This window comes from Streptomyces sp. NPDC052012, from assembly GCF_040689265.1.
Taxonomy (GTDB): Bacteria; Actinomycetota; Actinomycetes; order Streptomycetales; family Streptomycetaceae; genus Streptomyces.
On the sequence record NZ_JBFAXA010000021.1, the window covers coordinates 87559 to 114492 of the forward strand.

General features: G+C 73.0%; 25 protein-coding genes and 1 pseudogene. 10 read left to right on the top strand and 16 right to left on the bottom strand.

Going from position 1 to position 26934, the window contains the following annotated elements; all coding sequences use genetic code 11:
- Positions 1-36: 36 nt before the first annotated feature.
- Positions 37-1650 carry an MFS transporter gene (locus AB0412_RS27620; protein WP_366405285.1) on the bottom strand — a complete coding sequence of 538 codons (1614 nt, stop codon included), beginning with the start codon at positions 1648-1650 and terminating at the stop codon, positions 37-39.
- Between the two features lie 262 nt (positions 1651-1912).
- Between AB0412_RS27620 and AB0412_RS27625 the strand changes: the two genes are divergently transcribed.
- Positions 1913-3280: a glycosyltransferase family 39 protein gene (locus AB0412_RS27625; RefSeq protein WP_366405286.1), complete on the top strand. Its 1368-nt coding sequence runs from the start codon at positions 1913-1915 to the stop codon at positions 3278-3280.
- Between the two features lie 237 nt (positions 3281-3517).
- A complete protein-coding gene (locus AB0412_RS27630; RefSeq protein WP_366405287.1) occupies positions 3518-4522 on the top strand; it encodes a phosphatase PAP2 family protein in 1005 nt (334 codons plus the stop codon).
- A 69-nt stretch (positions 4523-4591) separates the two neighbouring features.
- On the opposite strand, the gene AB0412_RS27635 is transcribed toward AB0412_RS27630, so the two are convergent.
- Positions 4592-4807, bottom strand: a complete 216-nt coding sequence (locus tag AB0412_RS27635) for an I78 family peptidase inhibitor (protein WP_366405288.1) — start codon at positions 4805-4807, stop codon at positions 4592-4594.
- A gap of 11 nt (positions 4808-4818) precedes the next feature.
- Here AB0412_RS27635 and ctaD point away from each other — a divergent pair.
- Positions 4819-6762: pseudogene (gene ctaD, locus AB0412_RS27640) on the top strand (cytochrome c oxidase subunit I); the annotation flags it as partial.
- A gap of 43 nt (positions 6763-6805) precedes the next feature.
- On the opposite strand, the gene AB0412_RS27645 reads toward ctaD, so the two are convergent.
- The 3 genes from AB0412_RS27645 to AB0412_RS27655 form a co-directional block, all read right to left on the bottom strand.
- Complete coding sequence (locus tag AB0412_RS27645; protein WP_366405289.1) at positions 6806-7846, bottom strand: YafY family protein; 1041 nt, start codon at positions 7844-7846, stop codon at positions 6806-6808.
- 70 nt (positions 7847-7916) lie between these two features.
- Positions 7917-9233, bottom strand: a complete 1317-nt coding sequence (locus AB0412_RS27650) for an ABC transporter substrate-binding protein (protein ID WP_366405290.1) — start codon at positions 9231-9233, stop codon at positions 7917-7919.
- A complete protein-coding gene (locus tag AB0412_RS27655) occupies positions 9202-9789 on the bottom strand; it encodes a hypothetical protein (protein WP_366405291.1) in 588 nt (195 codons plus the stop codon). Before AB0412_RS27655 ends, AB0412_RS27650 begins: the two co-directional genes overlap by 32 nt.
- Positions 9790-9936: 147 nt before the next feature.
- On the opposite strand from AB0412_RS27655, the gene AB0412_RS27660 reads away from it, so the two are divergent.
- The 3 genes from AB0412_RS27660 to AB0412_RS27670 are packed head-to-tail and all read left to right on the top strand — an operon-like array spanning position 9937 to position 13941.
- Entirely contained in the window at positions 9937-10413 is a 477-nt protein-coding gene (locus tag AB0412_RS27660) for a hypothetical protein (RefSeq protein WP_366405292.1), read from the top strand.
- A gap of 13 nt (positions 10414-10426) precedes the next feature.
- On the top strand, positions 10427-13291 hold the full coding sequence (locus AB0412_RS27665) for an ATP-binding cassette domain-containing protein (RefSeq protein ID WP_366405293.1): 2865 nt from the start codon (positions 10427-10429) through the stop codon (positions 13289-13291).
- Positions 13288-13941, top strand: a complete 654-nt coding sequence (locus AB0412_RS27670) for an ATP-binding cassette domain-containing protein (RefSeq protein WP_366405294.1) — start codon at positions 13288-13290, stop codon at positions 13939-13941. Before AB0412_RS27665 ends, AB0412_RS27670 begins: the two co-directional genes overlap by 4 nt.
- Before the next feature lie 12 nt (positions 13942-13953).
- On the opposite strand, the gene AB0412_RS27675 is transcribed toward AB0412_RS27670, so the two are convergent.
- Positions 13954-14625 (bottom strand): transglycosylase family protein, encoded by a 672-nt coding sequence (locus AB0412_RS27675; protein WP_366405295.1) that lies wholly within the window; start codon positions 14623-14625, stop codon positions 13954-13956.
- A gap of 563 nt (positions 14626-15188) precedes the next feature.
- On the opposite strand from AB0412_RS27675, the gene AB0412_RS27680 reads away from it, so the two are divergent.
- A complete protein-coding gene (locus tag AB0412_RS27680) occupies positions 15189-15980 on the top strand; it encodes a hypothetical protein (RefSeq protein WP_366405296.1) in 792 nt (263 codons plus the stop codon).
- A 79-nt stretch (positions 15981-16059) separates the two neighbouring features.
- The gene (locus tag AB0412_RS27685) at positions 16060-16443 is read left to right on the top strand and encodes a hypothetical protein (RefSeq protein WP_366405297.1); all 384 of its coding nucleotides are present in this window, start codon (positions 16060-16062) and stop codon (positions 16441-16443) included.
- A gap of 71 nt (positions 16444-16514) precedes the next feature.
- Here the strand turns inward: AB0412_RS27685 and der are convergent, their stop codons facing one another.
- The 5 genes from der to aroH form a co-directional block, all read right to left on the bottom strand.
- Positions 16515-17993, bottom strand: a complete 1479-nt coding sequence (gene der / locus AB0412_RS27690; RefSeq protein ID WP_366405298.1) for a ribosome biogenesis GTPase Der — start codon at positions 17991-17993, stop codon at positions 16515-16517.
- An 83-nt stretch (positions 17994-18076) separates the two neighbouring features.
- Entirely contained in the window at positions 18077-18724 is a 648-nt protein-coding gene (locus AB0412_RS27695) for a lysophospholipid acyltransferase family protein (RefSeq protein WP_366405299.1), read from the bottom strand.
- Positions 18721-19401, bottom strand: coding sequence for a (d)CMP kinase (gene cmk / locus AB0412_RS27700; RefSeq protein WP_366405300.1), 681 nt, complete (start codon positions 19399-19401; stop codon positions 18721-18723). Before cmk ends, AB0412_RS27695 begins: the two co-directional genes overlap by 4 nt.
- Positions 19402-19543: 142 nt before the next feature.
- Positions 19544-20629, bottom strand: coding sequence for a prephenate dehydrogenase (locus tag AB0412_RS27705; RefSeq protein ID WP_366405301.1), 1086 nt, complete (start codon positions 20627-20629; stop codon positions 19544-19546).
- Complete coding sequence (gene aroH, locus AB0412_RS27710; RefSeq protein ID WP_366405302.1) at positions 20626-20988, bottom strand: chorismate mutase; 363 nt, start codon at positions 20986-20988, stop codon at positions 20626-20628. Before aroH ends, AB0412_RS27705 begins: the two co-directional genes overlap by 4 nt.
- A 193-nt stretch (positions 20989-21181) precedes the next feature.
- Between aroH and AB0412_RS27715 the strand changes: the two genes are divergently transcribed.
- Positions 21182-21628, top strand: coding sequence for a Rieske (2Fe-2S) protein (locus AB0412_RS27715; protein WP_366405303.1), 447 nt, complete (start codon positions 21182-21184; stop codon positions 21626-21628).
- A gap of 22 nt (positions 21629-21650) precedes the next feature.
- Positions 21651-22376, top strand: coding sequence for a nucleotidyltransferase domain-containing protein (locus AB0412_RS27720; RefSeq protein WP_366405304.1), 726 nt, complete (start codon positions 21651-21653; stop codon positions 22374-22376).
- Here the strand turns inward: AB0412_RS27720 and AB0412_RS27725 are convergent.
- The 5 genes from AB0412_RS27725 to AB0412_RS27745 all read right to left on the bottom strand — a co-directional run bounded on the left by AB0412_RS27725 (position 22373) and on the right by AB0412_RS27745 (position 26847).
- Positions 22373-23407 carry an ADP-ribosylglycohydrolase family protein gene (locus AB0412_RS27725; protein WP_366405305.1) on the bottom strand — a complete coding sequence of 345 codons (1035 nt, stop codon included), beginning with the start codon at positions 23405-23407 and terminating at the stop codon, positions 22373-22375. The genes AB0412_RS27720 and AB0412_RS27725 overlap by 4 nt on opposite strands.
- Complete coding sequence (locus AB0412_RS27730; protein WP_366405306.1) at positions 23404-24123, bottom strand: NUDIX domain-containing protein; 720 nt, start codon at positions 24121-24123, stop codon at positions 23404-23406. Before AB0412_RS27730 ends, AB0412_RS27725 begins: the two co-directional genes overlap by 4 nt.
- Positions 24124-24209: 86 nt before the next feature.
- The gene (locus tag AB0412_RS27735; RefSeq protein WP_366405307.1) at positions 24210-25253 is read right to left on the bottom strand and encodes a pseudouridine synthase; all 1044 of its coding nucleotides are present in this window, start codon (positions 25251-25253) and stop codon (positions 24210-24212) included.
- Positions 25253-25927 carry an SMC-Scp complex subunit ScpB gene (gene scpB / locus AB0412_RS27740; protein WP_366405308.1) on the bottom strand — a complete coding sequence of 225 codons (675 nt, stop codon included), beginning with the start codon at positions 25925-25927 and terminating at the stop codon, positions 25253-25255. The genes AB0412_RS27735 and scpB overlap by 1 nt, the downstream gene beginning before the upstream one ends.
- Positions 25924-26847 carry a segregation/condensation protein A gene (locus AB0412_RS27745; protein WP_366405309.1) on the bottom strand — a complete coding sequence of 308 codons (924 nt, stop codon included), beginning with the start codon at positions 26845-26847 and terminating at the stop codon, positions 25924-25926. Before AB0412_RS27745 ends, scpB begins: the two co-directional genes overlap by 4 nt.
- Between the last annotated feature and the right edge of the window lie 87 nt (positions 26848-26934).

Genomic DNA, 26934 nt, shown 5'->3' on the forward strand with positions numbered 1-26934 from the left:
TGTGCCCCACGTCCACCCCGGCCCGGAGGGCACGCCTCACACCTTGAGCTCGGAGACGCGGGGCTCGCCGGCCTCCCGGGGTGCGGGCAGGTCCACGGCGGTGGCCGGCTCGCACTGCATCACGCGGGGCAGCCTGAGCGCCATCGCCGCGCCGAGCAGCAGCAGGCCGGCGCTGACCAGCAGGGTCACGTGCAGGCCGTGCACGAAGGAGTGGCGGGCGGCGTGCCGCAGGGCGGCTCCGGCGGGGCCGCCGAGCTGTGCCGCGACCTCGTAGGCCTCGCCCAGCGAGTGCGAGGCCGACGCCGACGCCCGCGCGGGCACCCCGGGCACACCGCTGAGACCGGGCGCGTAGGCCGCGTTCATGACGCTGCCGAGGAGCGCGATGCCGATGCCGGCGCCGAGCTGGTACGAGGTCTCCCCTATCGCCGCCGCTCCGCCCGCCTGCTCCGGGGGCGCCTCGCTCAGCATCGACTCGTACGCCCCGAACAGGGTGGTCTCCAGGCCGAAGCCGAGCAGGACGAAGCCGGTCAGCAGCAGGGCGCAGTTGTCCTCGTCGCCCATCGCCGTGAGGGCCACCACGGCGGCGGCGGTCAGACAGAAGCCGGCGCAGACCATCCGGCGCGGCCCGAACCGGCGCAGCATCCTGGCCCCCGCGAGGCCCGCCGCCATCGCGGCGAAGGTCAGCGGCAGCAGCCGCAGGCCGGTCTGAAGCGGGGACAGCCCGAGGACCAGCTGGAGGTACTGCGCCGCGATCAGCTCCAGGCCCACCAGCGCGAGCATGGCCAGCACGATGCAGCCCACCGAGGTGCTGAACGCGGGCCGGGCGAACAACTTGAGATCGATCAGGGGGTGCGCCCGGCGCCGCTGCCGGCGGACGAAGGCGGCGAGCAGGGCGGCACCGGCGATCAGCGGCAGCACCGTCCCGGCCCCGGCGACGTCCTCGCCGCTGCCGAGGCGCTTCACGCCGAACACGACCGCGAACAGTCCGGCCGCCGCCATCAGCGCGCCGACCACGTCCCACGGGCCCCGGCCGTCGCCCTTCGACTCCGGCAGCAGGATCCGGCCGACCGGGAGGCTGACCAGCATCAGCGGGATGTTGACGAGAAAGACCGAGCCCCACCAGAAGTGCTCCAGCAGGAAGCCGCCGAGCAGCGGCCCGACGGCCGCGCCCACCGCGGCGACCGCGCTCCAGACGCCGATCGCGAGCGCGCGCTCGCGCCGGTCGGGGAAGACCTGGCGGAGGATCGACAGCGTCGCCGGCATGATCATCGCGCCGCCGACGCCGAGCAGCGCCCGCGCCACGATCAGCACCTGGGCGTTGTCCGCCAGGGCCGCCATGCCGGAGGCGACGCCGAACAGGGCGTAGCCGAGCAGCAGGACGCGTCTGCGGCCGACCCGGTCGCCCAGCGTGCCGAAGAGGATCAGCAGCGAGGCGCACACCAGCGGGTAGACGTCGACGATCCAGAGCAGCTCCATCGCGCCGGGCCTGAGGTCCTCGGTGACGGCGGGGACCGCCACGTGCAGCACGGTGGCGTCGACGGCGACCAGCAGCAGGCTGACGCAGAGGACGACGAGCACCACCCAGCGGTTGGCACCGGCCCCGGCCGCCCGACGGCGCAGCGCGGCGGCGGCCGTGGTCGTCCCGGACATGTACGTACCTCCCAGATGTTCCCTCGCGTTCGGCGGGCTCGCGGGGTTGGGGATTCCCCGCGACTCGGCCGGAGAGGAGCGGTGGTCTCCGGCCCGCGCAACGACATGGCGAGTGACACGTCAGCGTACGCGAGTGAGCGCCGGGGTCGAGTGGCGGGCCTCTCACACATCCATGGGATCGGTGTGGCGTACACCACTCCCGGACGGGCCGGGCGCGCCCCGCCGGACGGACCGGTCCGTGGCCCGGTCGATAATCGGGCACGTGACCGATCTTGTACCGCGTGCGGCGGCCCGCCCCTCGCCGCTCCTGCGCCGGGCCGCCCCCGCGCTCCTCGGGTACGCCGCCGTGCGGGCCCTGGGCCTGGCCGTCCTTGCCCTGTGGAGCGAGGCGCGCGGCAAGAACGCGTACACGTTGCTGACCGCCCGCTGGGACGCGCTCTGGTACACCCGCGTCGCCGAGCTGGGCTACGGCTACGAGGTGCGCCTGCCCAACGGGGACGTGCACTCGAACCTGGCCTTCTTCCCGCTGCTGCCCTGGCTGGAGCGGCTGGTGGCGGCGGTGTCGCCGCTGTCGTACGCGGACGGCGGCTTCGTCGTCAGCCTGCTCGCCTCGCTCGCCGCGGCCTGGGGGATCTTCGCGGTCGCGGACCATGTGTACGGGCGCCGGGCGGGCGTGTGCGCGGTGCTGCTGTGGGCGGTGCTGCCGGTCGGCGTCGTGCAGTCGATGGCGTACAGCGAGTCCCTGTTCACCGCGCTGGCGGCCTGGTCGCTGTACGCGGTGCTGACGGGCCGCTGGGTGACGGCGGGCGTCCTGGCGGCGCTGGCCGGCCTGACCCGCCCGGTCGGCATGGCGGTGGTCGCCGCGGTGTGGACGGCGGCGGTGGTCTCGTTCGTGCGCCATCGGGGCGCGACCCGAACCCCCGGCGCGCGGAGCGACCCGCGCGCCGCGTCCCGCATGCGCGCTCCGGCGGACACGCATGCCCTCCACGCCCCCTCGCCCCCAGACGCTCCCCGCACCGCACCGCCGAGCGACGCCCTCGATGACACCGGCCCCTCCCCCTTGGCACCGGCCGCCCCCGACCGCCCGCGCCTCCCCGCACCCGGCACCGGCTCCCTCGCCGCACCCGGCGCCCGTCTGCGCCTGGCCCTCGGCATGGCCCTGGCCCCCCTCGGCGTCGCCGGTTACGTGCTGTGGGTCGGCCGGCGGACCGGGGACGGGGTGTTCGGGTATCTGGAGGTGCAGGCCGGGTGGCAGAACGGGTTCGACGGCGGGTACGCCTTCGCGCGGTTCGTCGCCGAGAAGTTCACCTCGTTCCCCTCGGCCCTCGCCGGGCTCGGTCTGGTCGCCGGGGTCGCGCTGCTGGTGTGGCTGTACGTGATCTGCGTACGGCAGCGCCAGCCGCTCCCGCTCCTGGTGTACGCCGGCGTCGTCACCGCGCTCGCCCTGTGCGCGTCGAGCTACTTCGGCTCGAAGCCGCGCCTGCTGCTGCCGGCCTTCCCGCTGCTGCTGCCCCCTGCCATGGCCCTGGCCCGGCTGGGTAGACGCACGACCGTGCTGGTCGTCGGGTCGGTCGCGGTGGCCTCCGCGGTGTACGGCGCCTTCTGGCTGAACGGCTCGGGTCCCCCGTGAGCCGCCCGGACGGCCGATGAGCTCCGGGAAAATTTCCGGCCAGGCCCGGGTGAACGAATTGAGAAGCGCCTTGAAATCGCCATCCGGAATGATCAAAAGAATTGAAGGCCGCAGCCGCCGGTGATTACGGAATCGCCGGAATTAAAGGCTCTCCTGAGAGGAATGCCACATCACATCGTCATCACAAAGCCACTGATTCGACGGGGTTCCGCGCTCACTCGCTGTAACGTCGATTGGGTGCGTACCGAACGGAAGCCCACCCGTCTGGACCGGGTGTTCGCGAGGCTGGATCGTGAGCCGGAACGGCCGGCTCACATCGATGTGCCGCGGATGAGCCGGCACCGGGTCGTGCTCTTCGGCGCCACCCTGGCGTTCTACCTGGCGATCGTGTGGGCCGTGGTGATCACCTCCTGGCTGGTCCGGCTGGACTGGCGGGTGATGTTCTTCCGCCCCTATGAGCAGTGGTCCGAGCTGCACGCCTTCGTCGACTACTACGTGGTCCTCGGCCAGCGCGGCCCGACCGCCGTGATGGTCGCCGCCTGGCTCGGCTGGCGCTCGTGGCGGCAGCACACGCTGCGCCCGATGCTCGCGCTCGGGGTCTCCCTGTTGTTGCTCAACGTCACCGTCGGCGCCGCGAAGTACGGCATGGGGCGCCTCGGACCGCATTACGCGACCGAAATCGGCTCGAACGAGATGTGGCTCGGCGGGGATATATTTCCCAGCGGGCACACCGCGAACGCCGTGGTGACCTGGGGAATCCTGGCCTATCTGGCCTCCACTCCGAGAGCGCGGCGCTGGCTGTCCGCCGTGTCCGCGGTGACCTCGCTCGGCGTCGGGCTGGCCACCGTCTACCTCGGTACGCACTGGCTGAGCGATGTCCTGCTCGGCTGGGCGGCGGGTCTGCTGATCCTGCTGGCGCTGCCCTGGTTCGAGCCGCTGATCGCCCGCGCCGAGGACCGGATCTTCGCTCTGCGTGACCGCTGGCGCGCACGTCAGGGCCGTAAGACGGCGACGGCCCGACCCGTCGGCACGCCGGTGGTGCTGGGGCCGCTCGGCGACCACGACAGCACCCCGGGGCCCGAGCCGGTCGGCGCGGGCCGCTCGGGCGGCAGACCGCCCGCCTATCTGGCGCCCGGACCGCACACCACCCGCGCGGAGCGCACACCGGTCACCCCGGCCGGGAGCCGCCGCCCGCATCCGGAGCGTCACCCGCGCGGGAGCACCCCCGCGGGCCGCCCCTGACGGACGGCACCGCCCCGTACGGACGCCTCGGCCCCGGTTCCCTGAGCGGAACCGGGGCGTCGCCGTGTCTCAGCCCTTCCAGGCCCGCGCCACCCTGCCGTCCTTCACCTCGAAGTTCAGCCGGCCCACGCGGTACTCCATGGTGATGATCGCCCCTGGTGGCAGCGCCCTGACCGTCGACCAGCCGCGCTCGCGTGCGAGGTGCTCGGCCCGGTCGGCGGCGAGGCCGACGTAGGCGTCCGGGCTGTCCTGGGGTTCCGCGGAGGGTGTCGGAATCGGTGCCATGCGGCCACGCTATGCCCTGCCCGGTGAGCGCGGAAGGCCGCCCTCGGAAACCGGCCCGGCATCCCCCGGCGGTCACACTTCTGTCACAGGATCACGACAGCCGCCCATACGGTCGGCCGTCACCCGGACGAGCGGTTCCTTACGCCTTCCGCAGGCATTCGAACGAAATTCCCGCGTGTCACACCAGGGCCCCGAACAGGCCCGGCAAGAGTTCCGGAAGAAATGGCACCCCGGGCCGCCTTCCATTTCGCCGCCGCGCACGATCCGACGGATACCGGGGCCGTACGGAGAACACCCGGTTTCCGTCACCCGACCGCCACGCCCTCTGTCGCAGCGCACGCCGGGGCGAGCATCATGGCGTGGGCTCGCGGGTACGTGTGGCGCGGGCTTCGACGGGCCCGGAGCGCGACGAGGCGAAGGGGCGAGCGACGGTGACGCAGACCGTAGGAGCGGCGGCGCGACCCGCGCGCGGGCGGCGGCGCGGGCGGGTGGTGATCGACTGGCTGACCACCACGGACCACAAGAAGATCGGCCACCTCTACCTGATCACGTCGTTCGGGTTCTTCCTGATCGCCGGTGCGATGGCGCTGGTGATGCGGGCCGAGCTGGGCCGGCCCGGACTGCAGATCGTCACCAACGAGCAGTTCAACCAGCTGTTCACCATGCACGGCACGATCATGCTGCTGCTGTTCGCGACGCCCACCTTCGCGGGGTTCGCCAACGAGCTGATGCCGCTGCAGATCGGCGCGCCCGACGTGGCCTTCCCGCGGCTCAACATGTTCTCGTACTGGCTGTTCCTCTTCGGCGGGCTGATCGTGCTCGGTTCGCTGCTGGTGACCGGCGGGCCGGCCGCCTTCGGCTGGTTCGCCTACGCGCCGCTCAACAGCCTGGAGTACTCGCCGGGCATCGGCGCCGACCTGTGGATCATGGGCCTGGCGCTGTCCGGTTTCGGCACGATCCTCGGCGCGGTCAACTTCGTCACCACCATCATCGGGATGCGCGCCCCCGGGATGACCATGTTCCGGATGCCGCTGTTCACCTGGAACACGCTGTTCACGTCGATCCTGATCCTGATGGCGTTCCCGGTGCTGGCGGCGGCGCTGCTGGTGCTGGAGTCGGACCGCCGGTTCGGCTCGCACGTGTTCGACGCGACCAACGGCGGCGCGATCCTGTGGCAGCACCTGTTCTGGTTCTTCGGCCATCCCGAGGTCTACATCATCGCGCTGCCGTTCTTCGGCATCATCACGGAGATCATCCCGGTGTTCGCCCGCAAGCCGCTGTTCGGCTATCTCACCCTGGTCGGCGCCACCATGGCCATCACGGGCCTGTCGGTCGTGGTGTGGGCGCACCACATGTTCGCCACCGGTGCGGTGCTGCTGCCGTTCTTCTCCTTCATGAGCTTCCTGATCGCGGTGCCGACGGGGGTGAAGTTCTTCAACTGGAGCGGCACCATGATCAAGGGCTCGCTGTCCTTCGAGACGCCGATGCTGTGGGCCACCGGCTTCCTGGTGACGTTCCTGTTCGGCGGTCTGACCGGGGTGATCCTGGCGTCGCCGCCGCTGGACTTCCATGTGACGGACTCGTACTTCGTCGTCGCGCACTTCCACTACGTCGTCTTCGGCACCGTCGTCTTCGCGATCTTCGCCGGCTTCTACTTCTGGTGGCCGAAGTTCACCGGGAAGATGCTCGACGAACGGCTCGGCAAGATCCAGTTCTGGACGCTGTTCATCGGCTTCCACACCACGTTCCTGGTGCAGCACTGGCTGGGCGCCGAGGGCATGCCGCGCCGCTACTCGGACTACCTCGCGGCGGACGGCTTCACCGCGCTCAACACCGTCTCGACGATCGGCGCGTTCCTGCTGGGCCTCTCGACGCTGCCGTTCCTCTACAACGTCTGGCGGACCGCCCGGTACGGCGAGAAGGTCGAGGTGGACGACCCCTGGGGCTTCGGCCGCTCCCTGGAGTGGGCGACGTCGTGCCCGCCGCCGCGGCACAACTTCACGACGCTGCCCCGGATCCGTTCGGAGTCGCCGGCGTTCGATCTGCATCACCCGGAGTACGCGGCCGTGACCGCTCAGCCCGAGCCGAAGAGCGAGCAAGCCGGTCGCGAGCCGACCTGATCGCGTCGATCAGCTCGGCGGGCTGAAGGACCTCGAACTCGAAGCCGAGCATCATCACGTGCACGACCAGCGCGTCCAGGCTCGCGGCGCCGGTGCGCAGGACGCAGGCGTCCGGGCCGTCCGCCTCCAGCGTCCCGTCGGTCGGCGAGATGCGTTCGGCGGCCCGCTCCAGCGGCACCAGGAGCCGGATCACCGCGTGCGAGGCGTACACGCGCGTGGAAACGCCCTGGGAGACGTAGGCGGCCAGGTCCGCGGCCGGGGGCTCGCGCGGGACGAAGCGGGGGCCGTGCGGCGGCCTCGGGCTGAGGCGGTCCACGCGGAAGGTGCGCCAGTCCGCGCGGTCGAGATCCCAGGCGACCAGGTACCAGCGGCGCTCGGAGCACACCAGGCGGTGCGGCTCGACGGTGCGGCGGGACGACGTGCCGTCGTGGCCCCGGTAGGTGAAGCGCAGGCGTTCGGCGTCCCGGCAGAGGTGGGCGAGCTCGGTCAGCACAGCCGGGTCGACGGCGTCGGCGCGCGGGCCGCGCAGCATCGGCACGGTGAAGGCGTTCAGGGCGCTCACGCGGCGGCGCAGCCGGTTCGGCAGCACCTGCTCCAGCTTGGCCAGGGCCCGCACGGAGGTCTCGCCGATGCCCTCGATGCCCTGCCCGGCGGCGGTGCGCAGGCCGACCGCGACGGCCACCGCCTCGTCGTCGTCGAGCAGCAGCGGCGGCAGCTGGGCGCCGGCGCCGAGCTGGTAGCCGCCGCCGGTGCCGGGGCTGGCGTTGACGGGGTAGCCGAGTTCGCGCAGCCGGTCCACGTCGCGGCGCAGGGTGCGGGCACTGACGCCGAGGCGGTCGGCGAGGTCGGCGCCGGACCACTCACGGTGGGCCTGGAGCAGGGACAGCAGACGCAGCAGGCGTGCCGAGGTCTCCAACATGGGGCGAGTCTGCCAGCCCTTGCGGACAGCTTCTGTCCTGAACCGTTCCTCGGTGCCCTCCGGACCGGCCTCAGGGCTCGTACGCCAGTTGGGGCACGGTGAAGCAGGTGCGGTTCATGTCCCCCTGGCTCACCCAGCCCTCGCCGTCCTGCCAGCGGGCCACCGACAGGCACGTCCTGCCGGTCCTCGGCGGCTCCGGCGACGGCTCGAAGTCGACGGGGAGCAGCAGCCCGCCCGCGGTGTAGCCGTCGCTGCGGTCGACGTAGTCGTCGACGCACTCGCGCGTGATGCCGTCCTGCGCGCAGGACTTCGCCGCGTCGGTGAACCAGCGGGCCGCCGCCCAGCCCTCCAGCTGCCACTGGGAGTGCGTCTTCAGGTCCTTGGTGCCCTCCGTGAACTCGCGCACGGCCGGGTGGCCTTTGTCCTCGAAGTTGCGGCTGGAGCCGGTCGCCCACAGGGCGTTGCGGCAGCGCGGGGCGTCCCGGTAGTTCTCGGCGACGGTCGACGTCCAGTTCTGCACGTTGGTGACCTTGGCGGTGACGTCGGCGCCGACCTCGTCCATCGCCTGGCACAGGCGGGCGTTGCCGTGGCCGTCGATGGCGTCGAAGACCAGGTCGGCGCCCTGCTGCTTGAGGTCGGCGGCCACCGCGCGGAAGTTGGGCAGCGCGAAGTCGACCTGCTCGGTGACCACCTCGTAACCCTCGGCCCTCAGGCCGCGCTCGACGAGCCGGGCGTAGGCGGCGGAGGCGGACTGGTTGTAGGAGACCACCGCGGCGGTGCGGGCGCCGTGCTCGCGTCTGAAGTAGCGGTAGACCTCGGTGCCGCCGTACAGCTTGCCGTCCCAGCCGGGTGTGCCGTCCCTCGGTGCCGAGCTGCCGTAGATGCTGTACAGGTGCGGGTAGGTGTCGTAGGCGGCGCCGATGGGCTGGCCGCCGATGTCCGGCACGCCCGCGCCGGAGACGCGGGAGGCGCCCGCGTAGTCCAGGGCGGTGGTGGCCACCAGGGCGACCACGTTCTGCTCGTCGACCAGTTTGTGCACGCACTCGTTGTTGCCGACGCCGCTGCCGCCGTCGTCGCACAGGTGCACCTCGACGCGCCGGCCGTCGATGCCGCCGCGGGCGTTGAGCCGGTCGAAGTACGCCTTGGCACCGTCGCGCGGCCCGGTGAAGGCGCTGCCGCCGACCGGGCTGGTGGCGCTGGTGATGATGCCGACGTGCAGCGGCTCGCCCGTGGCCCGGGTGGGTGCGGGCGAGCGGTCGTCGGTCTCGAAGTCGCTCTCGGGCAGCCGGCTGCCGCACGCCGCGGTCAGGGCGAGCAGGGCGGCGACGGCGAGGACCTCGGCGGCCCGGAGAACCTCAGCAGCCCGGTACGGCCGTGGCCGTGCCATTGCCGCTCATCTGCACCAGCGCGCACAGGGTCTTCGCGGACACCTTCCAGGTGCCGTCCTGCTCGACGGCCGTGCCGGACGCGTCGGGCAGGGCGGTGGCGCCCTTGAGGGTGAGGGTGTAGGTGACGTCCGCCTCGGTGGGCGAGGTGAAGGCGACCTTCGTGACCTTCGCCTGCACCTGGCCGCCGCGCTGGTCGCCGCTGAACGCCTGGAGCACCGGGGCTATCCGATCGCCGTTCTCCAGGACGGTCGCCTTGTCCTCCAGGGAGGTCTCCGGATCGAAGAACTTCTCCCAGTTCTGCCGGATCTCCTGCTCGGCCGCCGCGCGGTCCGCGGGCGCGCTGGCCGGAGCGCTCGTCGTCCGGTCGGGGGTCGGCGTGGGGGGCGGGCTCTCGGCGCCGCCTGAGTCGTCGTCATCACCGCATGCGGCGAGGCCGGGGCCGAGGACCAGGATCAGGGCGGCCGCGAGGGCCGTGCCGCGCCCCGCCGCCCGTGGGCCGCGTCCCCTCCCCCGTGTCCCCCGTTTCCCCCGCCTGAGGTCGCTGCCGAGAACCATCTGGCTCACCACCGGGTGTCGGTCCGGGCCATGCGTGCCCGGTTCTTTCAGGGTCAGCTTCCACAAGGCATAGTGCAAGCCAACGCCCGACTTGGACAGGGGCGGGCCGGCACATGCGCGGAACACCCGAGCGATGTGGGAGCCAGGATGCGGACAGCCCGACTGCGGACCGTGCACCCCGCCCTGTGGGCCGGCTGGGCCGCGCTCGCCGCCGGTGCGGTGCTGTGCGTCATCGGCTGGTACGGCGTCTCGGGCGAGCGCTACGCCGAACGGCAGCTGCCCTATCTGGCCTCCTGCACCATCCCGGGAGCGGCGCTGATCATCGGGGGCGCGGTGCTGCTGGCCCACGGGCGGGGCTCGCTCGCCGCCACGCGCGTGGAGGAGCTGTACGGCCTGCTGGTGGACGCGGAGCCGGCCGACGCCGACGTGTCCGGGCAGGCGGCCGGCGCCCCGGTCGCGGTCAGCGGGGAGCTGCGCATGGTGCCGGGCGGCACGCTGTGGCACCGGGCGGACTGTCCGCTGGTGGCGGGGAAGGCGGAGGCGGTTCCGGTGGACGCCGGGCTGGTGGCGAGCGGCGAGCTGGGGCCGTGCCCGATCTGTGAGCCCGCCGGGGACAGCGACTGAGGCCCCGCTGCCGATGTCCTCCCTGACGTACGACCTGACGCTGGCCGGGCTGTCGGTGGGCGCCGCCGCGGCGCTCACCGGGATCGGCCTGATCGTGACGTACCGGGCGACCGGGGTGCTGAACTTCGCGCACGGGGCGATCGCGATGGTGTGCGCCTACGTGCTGCGCCAGTGCGTGGTGGAGTGGGGCTGGCCGCTGTGGTGGGCGACCCTGCTGACGCTGGTCGTGGTGGCGCCGGGGCTGGGGGTGGTGCTGGAGCGGTTCGTGTTCCGGCCGCTGTCGGTGCTGGGGAGCGATCCGGCGCAGACGCTGGTGGCGTCCCTCGGGGTGTTCGTGCTGCTCGTGGGCGGGGCGGCGCTGCTGTGGGGGCAGGGGGCGCGGGACGACACGCCGGTGCTGGTGTCGGCGGAGCCGTGGGGGCAGCTGGCGGTGGTGGCGGTCCTGGCCGCGGGTGTCGGGGCGGTGGTGCGGTTCTCCCGGTTCGGGCGGGAGCTGCGGGCGGTGGTGGACGACCGGCAGCTGGCGGTGCTCGGCGGTGTCGACGCGGACCGGGTGGCGGCGGTGGGCTGGGCGTTCGGCTCGTTCACGGCGGGGCTCACGGGTGTGCTGCTGGCGCCGTATGTGCGGCTCGATCCGTACGGGCTGCCGCTGCTGGTGATGGAGGTGCTGGCGGTGGCGGTCGCCGCGCGGATGCGCAGTCTGCCGGTGGCGGTGGTCGTGGCGCTCGGCATCGGGGTGGCGCAGAGCCAGCTGACCCGGCTGCATCCGTCGGGCTGGAGCCAGCCGCTGGTCCAGGCGCTCGGCGCCAATCTCTTCGTGGTCGCCCTGCTGATCGCCGCCCTGGTGCTGCCCGGGGTGGGCACGCGCGACGCGCTGCCGCGCACGGCGACCGCGCGGGTGCCGACGCCTCCGGGCGCGTGGATCGTCGCGGGGGTGCTGTTCCTGTTGCCGCTGGGCTTCGCCGGGCGCGATCTGCACACGGCCGTGCAGGTGCCGGCGCTCGCGGTGGTGCTGCTGTCCCTGGTGGTGGTCACCGGCCGGGGCGGGCAGATCTCGCTGGGGCAGGCGGCGTACGCGGGCCTGGGCGCCCTGTTCACGGCCCTCCTCGCCGCCGGGCGCTTCCCGGGCCTGCCCCGGCTGCCGGAGCTGGCCGCGCTCGCGGTGGCGGTCGTCCTGGTCGCTCCCCTGGGCGTGCTCACGGGCTGGCCCGCGATCGGCCGCCGGGGCCTGGCGCTGGCGCTGGCCACCTTCGCGGTCGGCGTCGGCGTGAGCCGCTTCGTCTTCGCCCAGCCGTACGCCACGGCGGGCCTCGCCCTGGGCCGCCCGGCGGGCTTCGACAGCGACCGCGCGTACTACGTCCTGGAACTCGCCCTCCTGGTGTGCGCGCTGCTCGCGACGGGAGCGCTGCGCCGGGGCCGTGTCGGCCGTGCGCTCGCCGCGATGCGGGACCACGAGTCCGGTGCCCGCGCGGCGGGCGTGCGCGTGCCGTCGCTGAAGCTCCTCGCCTTCGTCTGCGGCGCCGCGCTGGCCGCGCTGGGCGGCGGTCTGCTGGGCATGGGGCTGCGCGCCTTCGACCCCGCCGCGTACGACCCCGTACGGGGCCTGCTGTGGTTCGCCGCGGTGGTCGTCCTGGGCGCCGACAGCACCCTGGGCGCCCTGCTCGCCGCGGCCCTGCTGGTCGGCCTGGACGCGGGCACCCGCGGTGGGGTGGCGGCGGCCGTGATCGGCGTCCTGGCCATCCTGGTGGGCCGCTTCCCGGGCGGCCCGTACGAGGCGGTCCGCGCCACCGCACAACGCCTGCGAGGCACCCCGGCCCTGACGGCCCTGGGCACCCGCGTGCGCCGCCGCCTGCACGGCCCGCCCCCGGAGCCACCGCCCCTGCCGGTGCCGTCGGGAGCCACGGCAGCGGGTGCGGGGACACACGGGGGCCCGATGGGGACAGCGAGCGGTGCACGCACCAGCGGCGTGTCCCCGCAGCCGGCCGCACCGCACGGCAGCGCGGCACGGACGGAGCACCGCGGCCCCCGGAGCACCGGGGCGACTGCGGACACCGAAGCGCTCCGCCCCCGGCGGGGCCTCCTCGGCGCGGTGCGGCGGCGCCGGGCCCGCCTCTCCGGGCCGCCCCCTCCTGGCGGGCCCTTCACCGGCCCCCGGACTCCGGCGCCGTACGGTCCGGGCGCCCTCGCCGTCCTCGAAGCGCGTGCCCTGCGCGTCCGGTTCGGGGGGTTCACCGCGCTCGACGGGGTCGATCTGCGGGTCCCCGCCGGGCGGGTGACCGCGGTCGTGGGGCCCAACGGGGCAGGGAAGAGCACCTTGTTCCACTGTCTGGCGGGGACGCTGCGGCCCGAGCGGGGCGTCGTGCGGTTCGGGGGGCGGGACATCACCCGGCTCCCCGCGCACGCGCGTACCCGGCTGGGCATCGCGCGGACGTTCCAGCAGCTGGCGGTGTTCCCGACGCTGACCGTCGCGGAGAACGTGCGCGTCGGCGCCGAGCAGGGCCGGGTGAGCGATCCCGGTGCCGTGGAGCGGACGCTGCGGCTGCTGGGGCTCGACGGGCCGGTGCGGGCGCTGCCCGCCGCGGGCCTGCCGACCGGGACGCTGCGCCGCGTGGAGCTCGCCCGCGCCCTGGCAGGCGCCCCGCGCGTGCTGCTGCTCGACGAACCCGCCGCGGGACTCGACACCGCCGAAGTGGCCGCGCTGACCCGGATCCTGAAGGCGCTGGCCGCCGACGGCATGGCGCTTCTCGTGGTCGAGCACGACCTGGATCTGGTCGCCGACCTCGCCGATGTGGTGCACGTGATGACGGCGGGCCGGATCGTCGCCTCGGGACCGCCCGGTCACGTCCTGGACACCCTCGGGGAGGCGACCGGCCGGTGACCGCTCTCGCGCTTCGTCACGCCCGCGTGCGCTACGGCCCTCTGGAGGCCCTGCACGGGGTCACCCTCGTCGCCCCCGGCCCGGGCCTCACCGTCCTGCTGGGGCGCAACGGCTCCGGGCGTACGACCGTCCTGCGCGCGCTCGCCGGCACCGTGCCGCTGTCCGGCGGTTCGGTGGTCTGGGACGGCGCCGACGTGACCGGCGTACCGGCCTACGAACGGGCCCGGCGCGGGATGTGTCTGGTGCCGGAGCGGCAGGCGGTGTTCGGTTCGCTCACCGTGCGCGAGCACCTCGCCCTCGCCGCGCCCGATCCCGCCCCGGCCCTCGACGCCTACCCGGCCCTGCGGCCGCTGCTGGACCGCCGGGCCGGCACGCTCTCCGGCGGCGAGCAGCGCATGCTGGCCCTGTCCCGCGCGCTGCTGGCACGCGCGCGCGTGGTGCTGGTCGACGAGCCCGCGCAGGGCATGTCACCGGCGGTCGCGGCCCGCACGTACGAGCTGCTGGCGTCTCTCGACGCGTGCGTGGTGCTGGCCGAGCAGCGGCTGCCGCCCGCCCTGCACGGCCGCCCCGCCTTCGTCTACGAACTGCATCGCGGCGCGGTCGCGTTCGCCGGGGAGGCGGGGGAACTCGCCCGCCGCCCCGGCGCCTGAACCCGATCGGGTTCAGAGTTCGAGGCGCTGCCCGGGGACGATCACATCCGGATCCCCGCCGATGACGGCCTCGTTGGCGGCGTACAGCCGCTGCCAGGTGGTCCCGTGCCGCTCCGCGATGCCGCTGAGCGTGTCTCCCGCGCGCACGGTGTAGTCACCGCGCGAAGCGCTCCGGTCCGCGTGTCCGGCCGTACGCGTGGGCGCCTCGGCCGGCTGCGACGACTTCGCGGGCTTCTTCGCGGGCTTCGCGGCCTTCGGCGGTGCCTGGTTCCCGCTCACCGAACCGACCGCCGGTGCGCTGCCGGACGCCCCCGCGCGGGCCGAGCAGGTCGGCCAGGCCCCCCAGCCCTGGGCGCGCTGGACCTTCGTCGCGACGGCGATCTGCTGGGACTTGGTGGCCCGGTCAGCGGTCGGCGCGTACGCCGTGCCGCCGTACGCGCGCCAGGTGGCGCCGGAGAACTGGAGCCCGCCGTAGTAGCCGTTGCCGGTGTTGATGTGCCAGTTGCCGCCGCTCTCGCACTGGGCGATGCGGTCCCACACTCCGCCGTCCGCCGCCGCGGCGGTGCCACCGGTGGCCAGCAGCCCCAGGGGCGCGAGCAGTGCCGCGCCGGCCAGGACGGCCGTCGTACGGGTCTTCCGTGCGCTGTCACGGGTGTCGCGGGTGTCATCGGCACATTCGGACATGTAGTTCCCTCTCGAACAACCCGGGGTCCCCGTGGCGATGCGCCGCCCGCCGCGCCGTGGGACGCGTGGGCCGCGCTCGCCCCGTCCGCCTGCGGGGTGGTGCGATGCACCGTTGAACGGTGGATCGTGGATGCTGCATGGTGCGGTCGGCGGACGTACCCGAGCGGTGCTCGTTGCACACGGCGGAGGAATGTAGGGAGCTGCCGGGCCCGGGATCAACCAACGGCCCGTCCTGGCAGGCCAGTTCGGCATTACCCGGGGTATCGGCGATTTTCGGTCACCCACTTCATGGGCCGATTTCCTGATTTGTCGACCTGCCCGCCGGTCCGCCTGTGGCCCACTTCACGCCCCCAACCGCTTTACGTCCGCGGGCAGTTGACGGTGAGTGCCCGATTCCGCGCGGGAGGTCACGGTGTGCGTCGGTCGGTTCGATTCCGTTCGTCCGGGGGCGTGACTCCCGCCACAGATCGTCCGTTGTCTTCTTCATGAGCCGGGGACCCACCCGGACCACGGGCCGGGAGCCACCCGGTCCCGCCACGCACCGCATCCCGAGGGAGCCACCCGTGCCGCGCATGCTCGACGTCAGCGACGAGGTACGCGCCGAGATCGGCGACGAAGAAGCCGACCGCCTGCTCGCCGGAGAGTCCGCCCCGGGCGGTTACGACTGCACCTCCTGCCGCACCCCGGGCGACCCGGAGCAGGAGCGCACCAGCACCGTCCTGTTCATCGGGGAGGAGACCGCCGTCCTCGCCTTCGCCCACGCCACCTGTCTGCCCTCGCAGGTCGTCCAGGTCACCGAGGAGCAGCTGAGGGGTGCCGTCCGGTCCATCAGCGGCGACGGAGCGGCTCCGGAACCGGAGCCGGAGCAGGGGGCCGCGCCCGAGCAGGCCGTGCTCGGCGTGACCAGCGGACTGGTCCTGATCGCCGGGGAGTTGCACCCGGCCCTGGTCGTCGAGCCGACCGCCCCGGTCGCCCGGCCCGGTTCGCTCGGCTCCGGTGACGACTTCCTTCCGCTGCTGATCGAGCAGGGCTTCATGCCGCTGAGCGAGCTGTCGGCCGTGCCGCCCGTGCTGCACGGCTGGTCGGTGCTGCTCGCCGTGGGACAGCTGCACGCGGTGCTCCAGCCGGGCCCCGACGGCGGCCGGCCGGTGGCCTGGTGGCAGGCGCACCAGCCGCTTCAGGTGACCGACGGCTGGCGCGCGGCCGCCAACAAGCACCAGCAGGTGCTGATGTTCGCGGCCCCCGTCGGCTCCATCGGCCGGCAGCCGCGCGAGGACCTGCTGCGCGAGGCACTGGACAAGGCGGCGGCCGGCGGCCAGCTGGTGGGCGCGGCACTGCCGCTCGCCGGTACCTGAGCGGCGGTCGACCGGCGGGCGTCCGGCGAAAGCCGCACGGGGGCCGCATCCCTTGCCGTGCGGGGTCGTTTGGACATACGTGCACGCATACGACGTTCCCCGCCGCCCGCCGCTCCCCTCGGTCCCCGCCCCCGTACGACCGGCCCGGGACGTGCGGAGCTGCCCCTCGGCCACGCCGATCTACGACGCGCTCTACGCGGAGTACGTCGAGTCCTTCCGCTCGCTGCCGGGTGACCGCAGCGGCGAGGAGCGGCTGGGCTTCACCGCCTTCGGGAGCATCCCGCACCGCACCGGCTCGCACGGCGGCCACGGCTCGGAGCCGGTCGGCGGCTCCCTCGGTGGTGGCGCGTACAGCGCCTACAGCGCGGGCGCGACCAGCGCCCGGCAGGGTGGTGCCGGTCCCCAGCCGCAGTGGCAGCGGGTGCCGGCGGGCCTGCCGCCGATGCCCCGCAGGGGCTCCTGACGACGGCGCACGACGGGCGTACGACGACGGGGCGGTCCCGATCAGGGACCGCCCCGTCTCCGTGTCCGCCGCTACTTCTTCTTGCCGCGCTTCTCGCGCACCCGCACCGAGATGTGGATCGGGGTGCCCTCGAAGCCGAACTCCTCGCGCAGCCGGCGCTCGATGAAGCGCCGGTAGCCGGCCTCGATGAAGCCGGAGGCGAACAGCACGAACCGGGGCGGCCTGGTGCCCGCCTGGGTGCCGAACAGGATGCGCGGCTGCTTGCCGCCCCGCACCGGGTGCGGGTGGGCCGCGACCAGCTCGCCGAGGAAGGCGTTCAGCCGGCCCGTCGGAACCCGCGTCTCCCAGCCCTCCAGGGCCGTCTCGATCGCCGGGACCAGCTTCTCCATGTGCCGTCCGGTGCGCGCCGAGACGTTCACCCGGGGAGCCCAGGCGACCTGGCCGAGCTCGGTCTCGATCTCCCGCTCCAGGTAGTAACGGCGCTCCTCGTCGAGGGTGTCCCACTTGTTGAAGGCGAGCACGAGCGCGCGGCCCGCCTCGACCGCCATGGTGACGATGCGCTGGTCCTGCACGGAGATGGACTCGGCGGCGTCGATCAGGACGACCGCCACCTCGGCCTTCTCCACCGCCGCTGCGGTGCGCAGCGAGGCGTAGTAGTCGGCGCCCTGCTGGAGGTGGACCCGCTTGCGGATGCCGGCCGTGTCGACGAACTTCCAGGTCTTGCCGCCCAGTTCGATCATCTCGTCGACCGGGTCGCGGGTGGTGCCGGCGAGTTCGTTGACGACGACGCGCTCCTCGCCCGCGACCTTGTTCAGCAGGGAGGACTTGCCGACGTTCGGACGGCCGATCAGCGCGACGCGGCGCGGGCCGCCGACGGCGGTGCCGAAGGTCTGCGCGGGGGCCTCGGGCAGCACCTCGAGCACCTGGTCCAGCATGTCGCCGGTGCCGCGGCCGTGCAGCGCGGAGACCGGGTACGGCTCGCCCAGGCCCAGGGACCACAGGTAGGCGGCGTCGGCCTCGCCACTCGGTCCGTCGACCTTGTTGGCGCACAGCACGACCGGCTTGCCGGCCTTGCGCAGCAGCCGGACGACCGCCTCGTCGGTGTCGGTGGCGCCGACCTTGGCGTCGACGACGAAGACGACCGCGTCGGCCGCCTCGATGGCGTACTCGGCCTGGGCGGCGACGGAGGCGTCGATGCCGAGGACGTCCTGCTCCCAGCCGCCGGTGTCGACGACCTTGAAGCGGCGGCCCGCCCACTCGGCCTCGTAGGTGACGCGGTCGCGGGTGACGCCGGGCTTGTCCTCGACGACGGCCTCGCGGCGGCCGATGATGCGGTTCACCAGGGTCGACTTGCCGACATTGGGGCGGCCGACGACGGCGAGCACGGGCAGCGGCCCGTGACCGGCCGCCTCGATCGCGCCCTCGACGTCCTCGAGGTCGAAGCCCTCCTCCGCGGCGAGCTCCATGAACTCCGCGAACTCGGCATCGCCGAGCGCCCCGTGATCGTGCTCGTGCGCGGCCGAGCCGTCGGGCTGGCTGTGGTCGTTCATGAAGTCCGTACCTCGTCGTTCATTCGTGGTGATCGGTGGACCCGCCCTGTCGTGTGCGGGGCTGATCCACTACTCAGTGTCGCCTAGCGCCCGGTGAGGCGCCTGGCGTTTTCCAGGTGGGCGGTGAGCTGCTTCTGGATGCGCTCGGTGGCCTCGTCCAGCGCCTTGCGGGTACGCCGCCCGCTGCCGTCGCCGGCGTCGAACGGGTCGCCGAAGACGACGTCGACGCGCGAGCGCAGCGGGGGCAGCGCCTTTATCAACCGTCCGGGCCGGTCGGAACTTCCCAGGACGGCGACCGGCACGATCGGCGCCCCGCTGCGCACGGCGAAGTACGCGAGGCCCGCCCGGATCGCGGCGAAGTCGCCCTCGCCCCGGGTGCCCTCGGGGAAGATGCCCAGCACCCCGCCCTGCTCCAGCACGCCGAGCGCCCGGGAGATCGCCGTGCGGTCGGTGCTGCCGCGGTCGACCTTCACCTGGCCGATGCCGGTCAGGAACGGGTCGAGCGGGCCGACGAACGCCTCCTTCTTGATCAGGAAGTGCGTCGGGCGCGGCGCGACCCCCATGACCATGGGGCCGTCGATGTTGTGCGAGTGGTTCACGGCGAAGATCACCGGACCGCTCGCGGGAACCCGCCAGGCGCCCAGCACCCGCGGCTTCCACAGCCCGTACATCAGGCCGACGCCGATGCGCCGCCCGACCTCGGCGCCCCGCTCGGATGGGACCTGGGTCACTTCCCGGCTCGCTTCTCCTCGACGAGCGTGACGACGCACTCGATGACCTGCTGGAGGGTCAGCTCGGTGGTGTCCACCTCGATCGCGTCGTCCGCCTTGGCCAGCGGGGCCACCTTGCGGCTGGAGTCGGCCGCGTCCCGCTTGACCAGGGCCTCGCGGGTGGCGTGCAGGTCGGCGCCCTTGAGCTCACCGCTGCGCCGGGCGGCCCGCGCCTCCGGGGAGGCGGTGAGGAAGATCTTCAGGTCGGCGTCGGGCAGCACGGTCGTCCCGATGTCGCGGCCCTCGACGACGATGCCGGTGACGGCGGAGGAGGCGATGGTGCGCTGCAGCTCGGTGATCCGGGCGCGCACCTCGGGCACCGCGCTGACCGCGCTCACCTTGGAGGTGACGTCCTGCTCGCGGATCGGCCCGGCCACGTCGATGCCGTCGACCATGATGGTCGGCGCCTTCGGGTCGGTGCCGGAGAGGATCTCCGGCTTCCCGGCGACGGCCGCGATCGCGGAGGGGTCCTCGATGTCGATCCCGTTGTTCACCATCCACCAGGTGATCGCCCGGTACTGGGCGCCGGTGTCCAGGTAGCTCAGACCGAGCTGGGCCGCCACGGCCTTCGACGTGCTCGACTTGCCCGTACCGGAGGGGCCGTCGATGGCGACAATCACGGGCGTGGCGCTTTCCACAGTGGGATACCTTCCTGGACCTGACGGGCGGGGACGGGCGCAGCGGCCCACGACAAGGTTACTGGGTACGCGTCCCCCGAATGGCCGCGCCCGAGGCGAGCCCGTCGGCACCGGTCAGTGCCCAGCGACACCGGCCGCCCCCTCACTGCCGGATCGCCCACCCCCGCTCCCGCAGCGCAGCCACCAGCACAGGCACCGCCTTCGGCTCGACCATCAACTGCACGAGACCGGCCTGCTGCCCCGTCGCATGCTCGATCCGCACGTCCTCGATGTTGACGCCCGCGCGCCCGGCGTCCGCGAAGATCCGGGCCAGCTGTCCCGGCTGGTCGTCGATGAGCACGGCCACCGTCTCGTAGACCCGCGGCGCGGACCCGTGTTTGCCGGGGACCCGGACCTGCCCGGCATTGCCCCGGCGCAGCACGTCCTGGATGCCGGTGGTGCCCTCGCGGCGCTTGTCCTCGTCGGAGGACTGCAGTGCGCGCAGGGCCCGCACGGTCTCCTCCAGGTCGGCGGCGACGTCGGTGAGCAGGTCGGCGACCGGCCCGGGGTTCGCGGAGAGGATGTCGATCCACATCGCCGGGTCGGAGGCGGCGATCCGGGTGACGTCCCGGATGCCCTGCCCGCACAGCCGTACGGCGGCCTCCTCGGCGTTCTCCAGGCGCGCGGCGACCAGGCTCGACACCAGGTGGGGCATGTGGGAGACGAGGGCCACGGCGCGGTCGTGGGCGTCGGCGTCCATGACGACCGGCACGGCACGGCAGTGCGAGACCAGCTCCAGGGCGAGGTTCAGCACCTCCGTGTCGGTGTCCCGGGTCGGGGTGAGCACCCACGGGCGGCCCTCGAAGAGGTCCGCGCTGGCGGCCAGCGGACCGGACTTCTCGCGTCCGGACATGGGATGGGTGCCGATGTACGCCGCCAGATCCAGCCCGCGGGCCAGCAGTTCCCGCCGGGGCCCGCCCTTGACGCTGGCGACGTCGACATAGCCACGGGCCAGGCCGCGTCCCATCGCGTCGGCGAGCACGTCGGCGACATGGGCGGGCGGAGCGGCGACGATCGCCAGGTCCACGGGCCCCTCGGGCACCTCGTCGGTACCGGCGCCCAGCGCGGCGGCCGTCCGGGCCTGCTCCGGGTCGTGGTCGGCGAGGTGGACGGTGACGCCCCGCTGGGACAGGGCCAGGGCGGCGGACGTGCCGATGAGCCCGGTGCCGATGACGAGTGCGGTTCTCACTGGGCGATGTCCTTGCGCAGGGCCGCGGCGGCACCGAGGTAGACGTGGGCGATGTCGGCGCGGGGCTTGTCGGACTCGATGTGCGCGAGGATGCGCACCACGCGGGGCATCGCGCCCTGGATGTCCAGTTCCTGGGCGCAGATCAGGGGCACGTCGACGATGCCGAGCTTGCGGGCCGCGGCGGCCGGGAAGTCGCTGTGCAGGTCCGGCGTGGCGGTGAACCAGATGCTGATCAGGTCGTCGGCGGTCAGGCCGTTCCGCTCCAGGACGGCGGTGAGCAGCGCTGAGACCTGCTCCTCCATGTGGTCGGCCTCGTCCCGCTCCAGCTGGACGGCCCCCCGGACCGCTCGTACCGCCACGGCGCTGCTCCTTGCTGACGTACGTCATCGGCTGCTTGGTCGTCCAGCCTAGTCAGCCCGGGCATGAGGGGCGTCCGGCGCCCGTCCACCGAGACGGGCGAGATGGGCGTTTTCCTGGCACTTCGGTGCTTTCGATGTCAAGATGCAGGAGCTGTCAGGTCCGCCACCGCTGTCTCCCCCTCGGAGTGACGACATGACCCACGGCGCAACGCGACGCACGGTCCTCATCGCGGCAGGAGCGACGGGCGCGGCTGCCCTGACCGCCGGCTGCGGCGGGGACGGCGGCGACGAGAGCCCCCCGGCCGAGACCGCCACCGGCGAGAACAACACCACCGCACCGGACGCCCCGGCAGGGCAGCAGCTGGCCTCGACCGGCGACATCCCGGTGGGCGGGGGCACGATCTTCAAGGACGAGAAGGTCGTGGTGACGCAGCCCGAGGAGGGCGACTTCAAGGCCTTCTCGGCGATCTGCACGCACCAGAACTGTGTCGTGGCCACCGTCTCGGACGGCACGATCAACTGCACCTGCCACGGCAGCAGGTTCGCCATCGCCGACGGTGCGGTGGAGCGCGGCCCGGCGACGCGTCCGCTGCCCGAGGAGCAGATCACGGTGGAGGGAAATTCGATCCGCCTGGCGTGATCTTCCCCGTACGCTCCGGGGCATGCGCCCCGAGACACCCGCGACACCCGAGATGTCCACGACAGCCGAGGCCTTGGTCCGCGACCACACGGTCTACGCCTGCGTCATGGGCTCGCGCGCTTTCGGTCTGGCGACGCAGGGCAGCGACACCGACCGCCGCGGCGTCTTCCTCGCCCCCACCCCGCTGTTCTGGCGCTTCGACAAGCCGCCGACGCACGTCGAGGGCCCGGGTGAGGAGCAGTTCAGCTGGGAGCTGGAGCGCTTCTGCGAACTGGCCCTGCGCGCCAACCCCAACATCCTGGAGTGCCTGCACTCCCCGCTCGTGGAGTACGCCGACGACACCGGCCGCGAACTGCTGTCCCTGCGCGGGGCGTTCCTCTCCCGCCGAGTCCACGAGACATTCACACGCTATGCCCGCAGCCAGCGCCGCAAGCTGGAAGCCGACGTCCGCGTGCACGGCGCCCCGCGCTGGAAGCACGCCATGCATCTGGTCCGCCTCCTGACCAGCGCCCGCGACCTGCTGCGCACGGGCCGGCTCACGATCGACGTGGGCGAGCACCGCGAACCGCTCCTCGCGATCAAGCGCGGCGAGGTGCCCTGGTCCGAGGTGGAGGCCCGGATGATCCGCCTGGAAGCGGAGGCCGAGGAGGCGGCCCACGCCGGCCCCCTCCCGGCAGAACCGGACCGCCGGCGCGTCGAGGACTTCCTGATCCACGTCCGCAGGACCTCCGCCCTGCGCGCGCCTTAGGCGGTGTCCCCCGACGTGTCCCAGAGCTGCCCGAGGGTCGTCAGTTCGTCCCGGTACTCGATCCGCTCCGCCCACTGTGCGGGCCAGGCGTCCGCACCCAGGTGGGCCCCGGCGAAGGCGCCCGTCAGGCAGGCGATGGAGTCGGAGTCGCCGGAGGTGCAGGCGGCGCGGCGCAGGGCGGTGAGCGGTTCGTCGACGAAGAGCAGGAAGCACAGCAGCCCCGTGGCCAGGGCCTCCTCGGCGACCCACCCCTCCCCCGTGGCCAGGCACGGGTCCGTCTCCGGGGAGACGGTGCGCACGGCGTCCTGGAGGCGAGCCAGGATCTCCAGGCACTCGTCCCAGCCGCGGGCGATGAATGCCTCGGGGCTGGGGTCCTGGGCGCGGGTCCACAGGTCGCCGAGCCAGAACTCGTGGTAGCGGGTGCGGTTGTCGTAGGCGTAGGAGCGCAGCCGGCCGATCAGTCCGGTCGGCTCTGCGCCCTCGGCGAGCAGGCGTACGGCGTGCGCGGTGAGGTCGGAGGCGGCCAGCGCGGTGGGGTGGCCGTGGGTGAGCGCGGACTGCAACTGGGCGGCGCCCGCACGCTGTTCGTCGCTGAGGCCGGGGGCCAGCCCGATCGGCGCGACCCGCATGTTGGCGCCGCAGCCCTTGGAGCCCACCTGGCCGGCGTCCTGCCAGGGCCGGTTCTCGTCGGCCAGCAGGTGGCAGGCCCTCAGACAGGTGTTGCCGGGGGCGCGGTTGTTCTCGGGCGAGCGGTACCACCCCACGAACTCCTCGCGCACCGGCCGCTCCAGCCGCTTCGGGGTGAGCAGTCCCCGGTCCATGGCCGTGCGCAGTCCCCGGCCGAGGGCCAGGGTCATCTGGGTGTCGTCGGTGACGATCGCGGGCCGGGGCAGGTCCATGCCGCGCCAGGGCCCGAACTTGGCGAGGATCGACGGGACGTCGTCGAACTCGGTCGGGAAGCCGAGCGCGTCCCCCAGGGCGAGTCCGGTGAGCGCCCCTGTGGCGGCGCGCTTGGTGGCGGTGGTGGTCATGCGGGGCGTCCTTCCGAGGTCGGCCGGAGCAGTGGCGGGTGCAGGGTGGTGGCGGTGCCGGCGCGGTAGAGCGCGGCCGGTTTGCCCCGGCCGCCGGTGAGCCGGGCGCCCCCGGGGACCGTTTCGACGAACCCCGGGGTGGCGAGCACCTTTCGCCGGAAGTTGGGGCGGTCCAGGGCGGTGCCCCACACCGTCTCGTAGACCTGCTGCAGCTCGCCGAGGGTGAACTCGGGCGGGCAGAAGGCGGTGGCGAGGCAGGTGTACTCGAGCTTGGCGCCGATGCGGTCGTGGGCGTCGGCCAGGATCCGGTCGTGGTCGAAGGCGAGCTCCCGCACGGCGTCGTACGGCATCCAGCGGGCCTCGGCCGCGTCGCTGCCGCCGTGCGCCTCCGGCGCGTCGGGGAGCAGCGCGGCGAACGCCACCGACACCACCCGCATCCGGGGATCGCGGTCCGGTTCGCTGTAGGTGCGAAGCTGCTCCAGGTGCAGGCCGGAGACGTCGGTCAGCCCGGTCTCCTCGGCGAGTTCACGCCGGGCGGCCGTCTCGGCGGACTCGTCCGGCTGCACGAAGCCGCCCGGCAACGCCCACCGCCCGGCGTACGGCTCCTGGCCGCGCTCGACGAGCAGGACGTGCAGCGTGCCGTCGCGGATCGTGAAGACGGCGAGGTCCACGGTGACGGCGAAGGGTTCGTAGGCGTGCTTGTCGTAGCCGTGCATGGGAAAGACCTCCACCCCCTTTTATGGTCAGGACGACTATAAAGGGGGGTGGAGGTCACTCACAAGGCCCTGGAGGCCGGCGGGCTCTAGAGGTCGACTTCCTTCATCAGCATCCCGACCTCGGTGTTGGACAGCCGCCGCAGCCAGCCCGACTTCTGGTCGCCCAGCGTGATCGGCCCGAAGGCGGTGCGCACCAGCTTGTCGACGGGGAACCCGGCCTCCGCGAGCATGCGGCGCACGATGTGCTTGCGGCCCTCGTGCAGGGTCACCTCGACGAGGTAGTTCTTGCCGGTCTGCTCGACCACCCGGAAGTGGTCGGCGCGGGCGTAGCCGTCCTCCAGCTGGATGCCGTCCTTCAGCCGCTTGCCCAGGTCACGCGGGATGGGCCCGACGATGTGCGCGAGGTAGGTCTTCTTCACGCCGTACTTGGGGTGGGTCAGCCGGTGCGCCAGCTCGCCGTGGTTGGTGAGCAGGATGACACCCTCGGTCTCGGTGTCGAGCCGGCCGACGTGGAACAGCCGCGTCTCCCGGTTGGTGACGTAGTCGCCGAGGCACTGCCGGCCCTCGGGGTCCTCCATCGTGGAGACGACCCCGGCGGGCTTGTTCAGCGCGAAGAACTGGTACGACTGGGTCGCGACGGTCAGTCCGTCGACCTTGACCTCGTCCTTCTCCGGGTCGACCCGGCGGCCCTGCTCCAGCACGATCTCGCCGTTGACCTCGACCCGCGCCTGCTCGATCAGCTCCTCGCAGGCGCGCCGGGAGCCGTAGCCCGCGCGGGCGAGCACCTTCTGCAGCCGCTCGCCCTCCTGCTCGGCACCGGGGAAGGTCTTCGGGAGCCTGACCTCCTTCTTGCCGGCGTACCGCTCGCGGTTGCGCTCCTCGATCCGCGTCTCGTACTCGCGCGAACGCGCCGGAGCGCTGCGCCCCCGGCCGCCCTTCTGCGGCGACGCCTTGGCTCCGCCGCGCCCGGACTTCGGGCCGTCCTTGGTGGCTCCGGGACCGACGTCGTAGCGGCGCTCCTCGGGGCGGGGCTTGCGGGGGCGGCCCTGCCCCTGCTTCTGGTCCCTGTTGTTACCGGCACCACGGTGGTTACCGCGTCCGCCGCTCTTTCCGCTGCCGCTGCTTCGCATCAATATTCCGTCGTCGTCGTGTCAGGCATGTTCGTCGCGGGACCGTCGTCCGCGTCCGGGGCGTCCGGATCGAACGACGGCACGCCTTCCTGGGTCTCGGCCTCGATCGCCTCCGCCTCCGGGAGGAAGGGCGCGAGCTCCGGGAGCTCGTCCAGACCGCGCAGGCCCATCCGCTCCAGGAAGTAGTTCGTCGTCGTGTACAGGATCGCACCTGTTTCGGGTTCCGTGCCCGTCTCCTGGATGAGACCCCGCTGCAGGAGGGTGCGCATCACGCCGTCGCAGTTCACTCCGCGCACCGCGGAGACGCGGCTGCGGCTGACCGGCTGGCGGTAGGCGACCACGGCGAGGGTCTCCAGGGCGGCCTGGGTGAGCCTGGCCTGCTGGCCGTCCAGGACGAAGCCCTCCACGGCCGCGGCGTACTCGGGCCGGGTGTAGAACCGCCAGCCGCCCGCGACGAGCCGCAGCTCGAAGCCGCGCCCCTGGACGGTGTACTCGTCGGCCAGCTCCCGCAGGGCGTCGCCGACCTGCCTCTTCGGCCGCTGAAGTATCTTCGCCAGGTGCTCCTCGGTCGCGGGCTCGTCCACGACCATGAGGACGGCCTCGAGGGCGGGCTTGAGGTCGAGGTCGGCGACGGTCCGCAGCCCTGCGGGCGCCTCGGTGGTGTCCTCGCTCACGTCTTCTTCTCCTCCTCGGGCTGCTCGGGCGGCCGGTCGAACTCGTCGGTGACCATCGGCGTCTCGTCCCCGTCCCCGCCGGTCCAGCGCACGAGGAGGTCCCCGAGCGCGGTCTCCTGCTCCAGCGCGACGGCCTTCTCGCGGTACAGCTCCAGCAGCGCGAGGAAGCGGGCGACGACGGTGAGGGTGTCGTCCGTGTCCTCGACGAGGGCCCGGAAGGAGGCCTCCCCGAGCTCCTTCAGCCGCGCGACGACGATCCCGGCCTGCTCCTGCACACTCACCAGCGGCGCGTGGATGTGATCGACGTACACCTGCGGCTTGGGCTTGGGCTGCATCGCCTTCACGGCGAGCCTGGCGAAGCCCTCGGGCCCGATGCTGATGACCACCTCGGGCAGCAGCTCGGCGTGGTGCGGTTCGAGGCCCACGGTACGGGGACAGCGCCGTGCCTCGTCGTCCAGCCGCCGGTTGAAGATCTCCGCGATCTGCTTGTACGCCCGGTACTGCAACAGCCGGGCGAACAGCAGGTCACGCGCCTCCAGCAACGCGAGATCGGCCTCGTCCTCCACCTCGGCGGCGGGCAGCAGCCGCGCCGCCTTGAGGTCGAGCAGCGTGGCGGCGACCACCAGGAACTCGGTCGTCTCGTCCAGATCCCAGTCCGGCCCCATGGCCCGGATGTACGCCATGAACTCGTCGGTGACCTTCGACAACGCCACCTCGGTGACATCCAGCTTGTGCTTGGAGATCAACTGAAGCAGCAGATCGAAGGGCCCCTCGAAGTTCGCCAGCCGCACCTTGAAGACCCCGGCACCGTCCTCCGGACCGCCATCAGGTGTCCGGGAACCCTCCGCCGGCGCTTCGGAAGGCCGAGGCCCGCCTTCCGGCGGCTGTGGAGCGCCGTCCGCAGGCCGAACGCCGTGCACCGAGGACCGAGTCCTGCCCGCAGCAGGCCGGGGCTCGCCGTCCCGGCGCCCGGGGGTGTCGCCCCCGGACCGAAGGCCGTTCCCCGT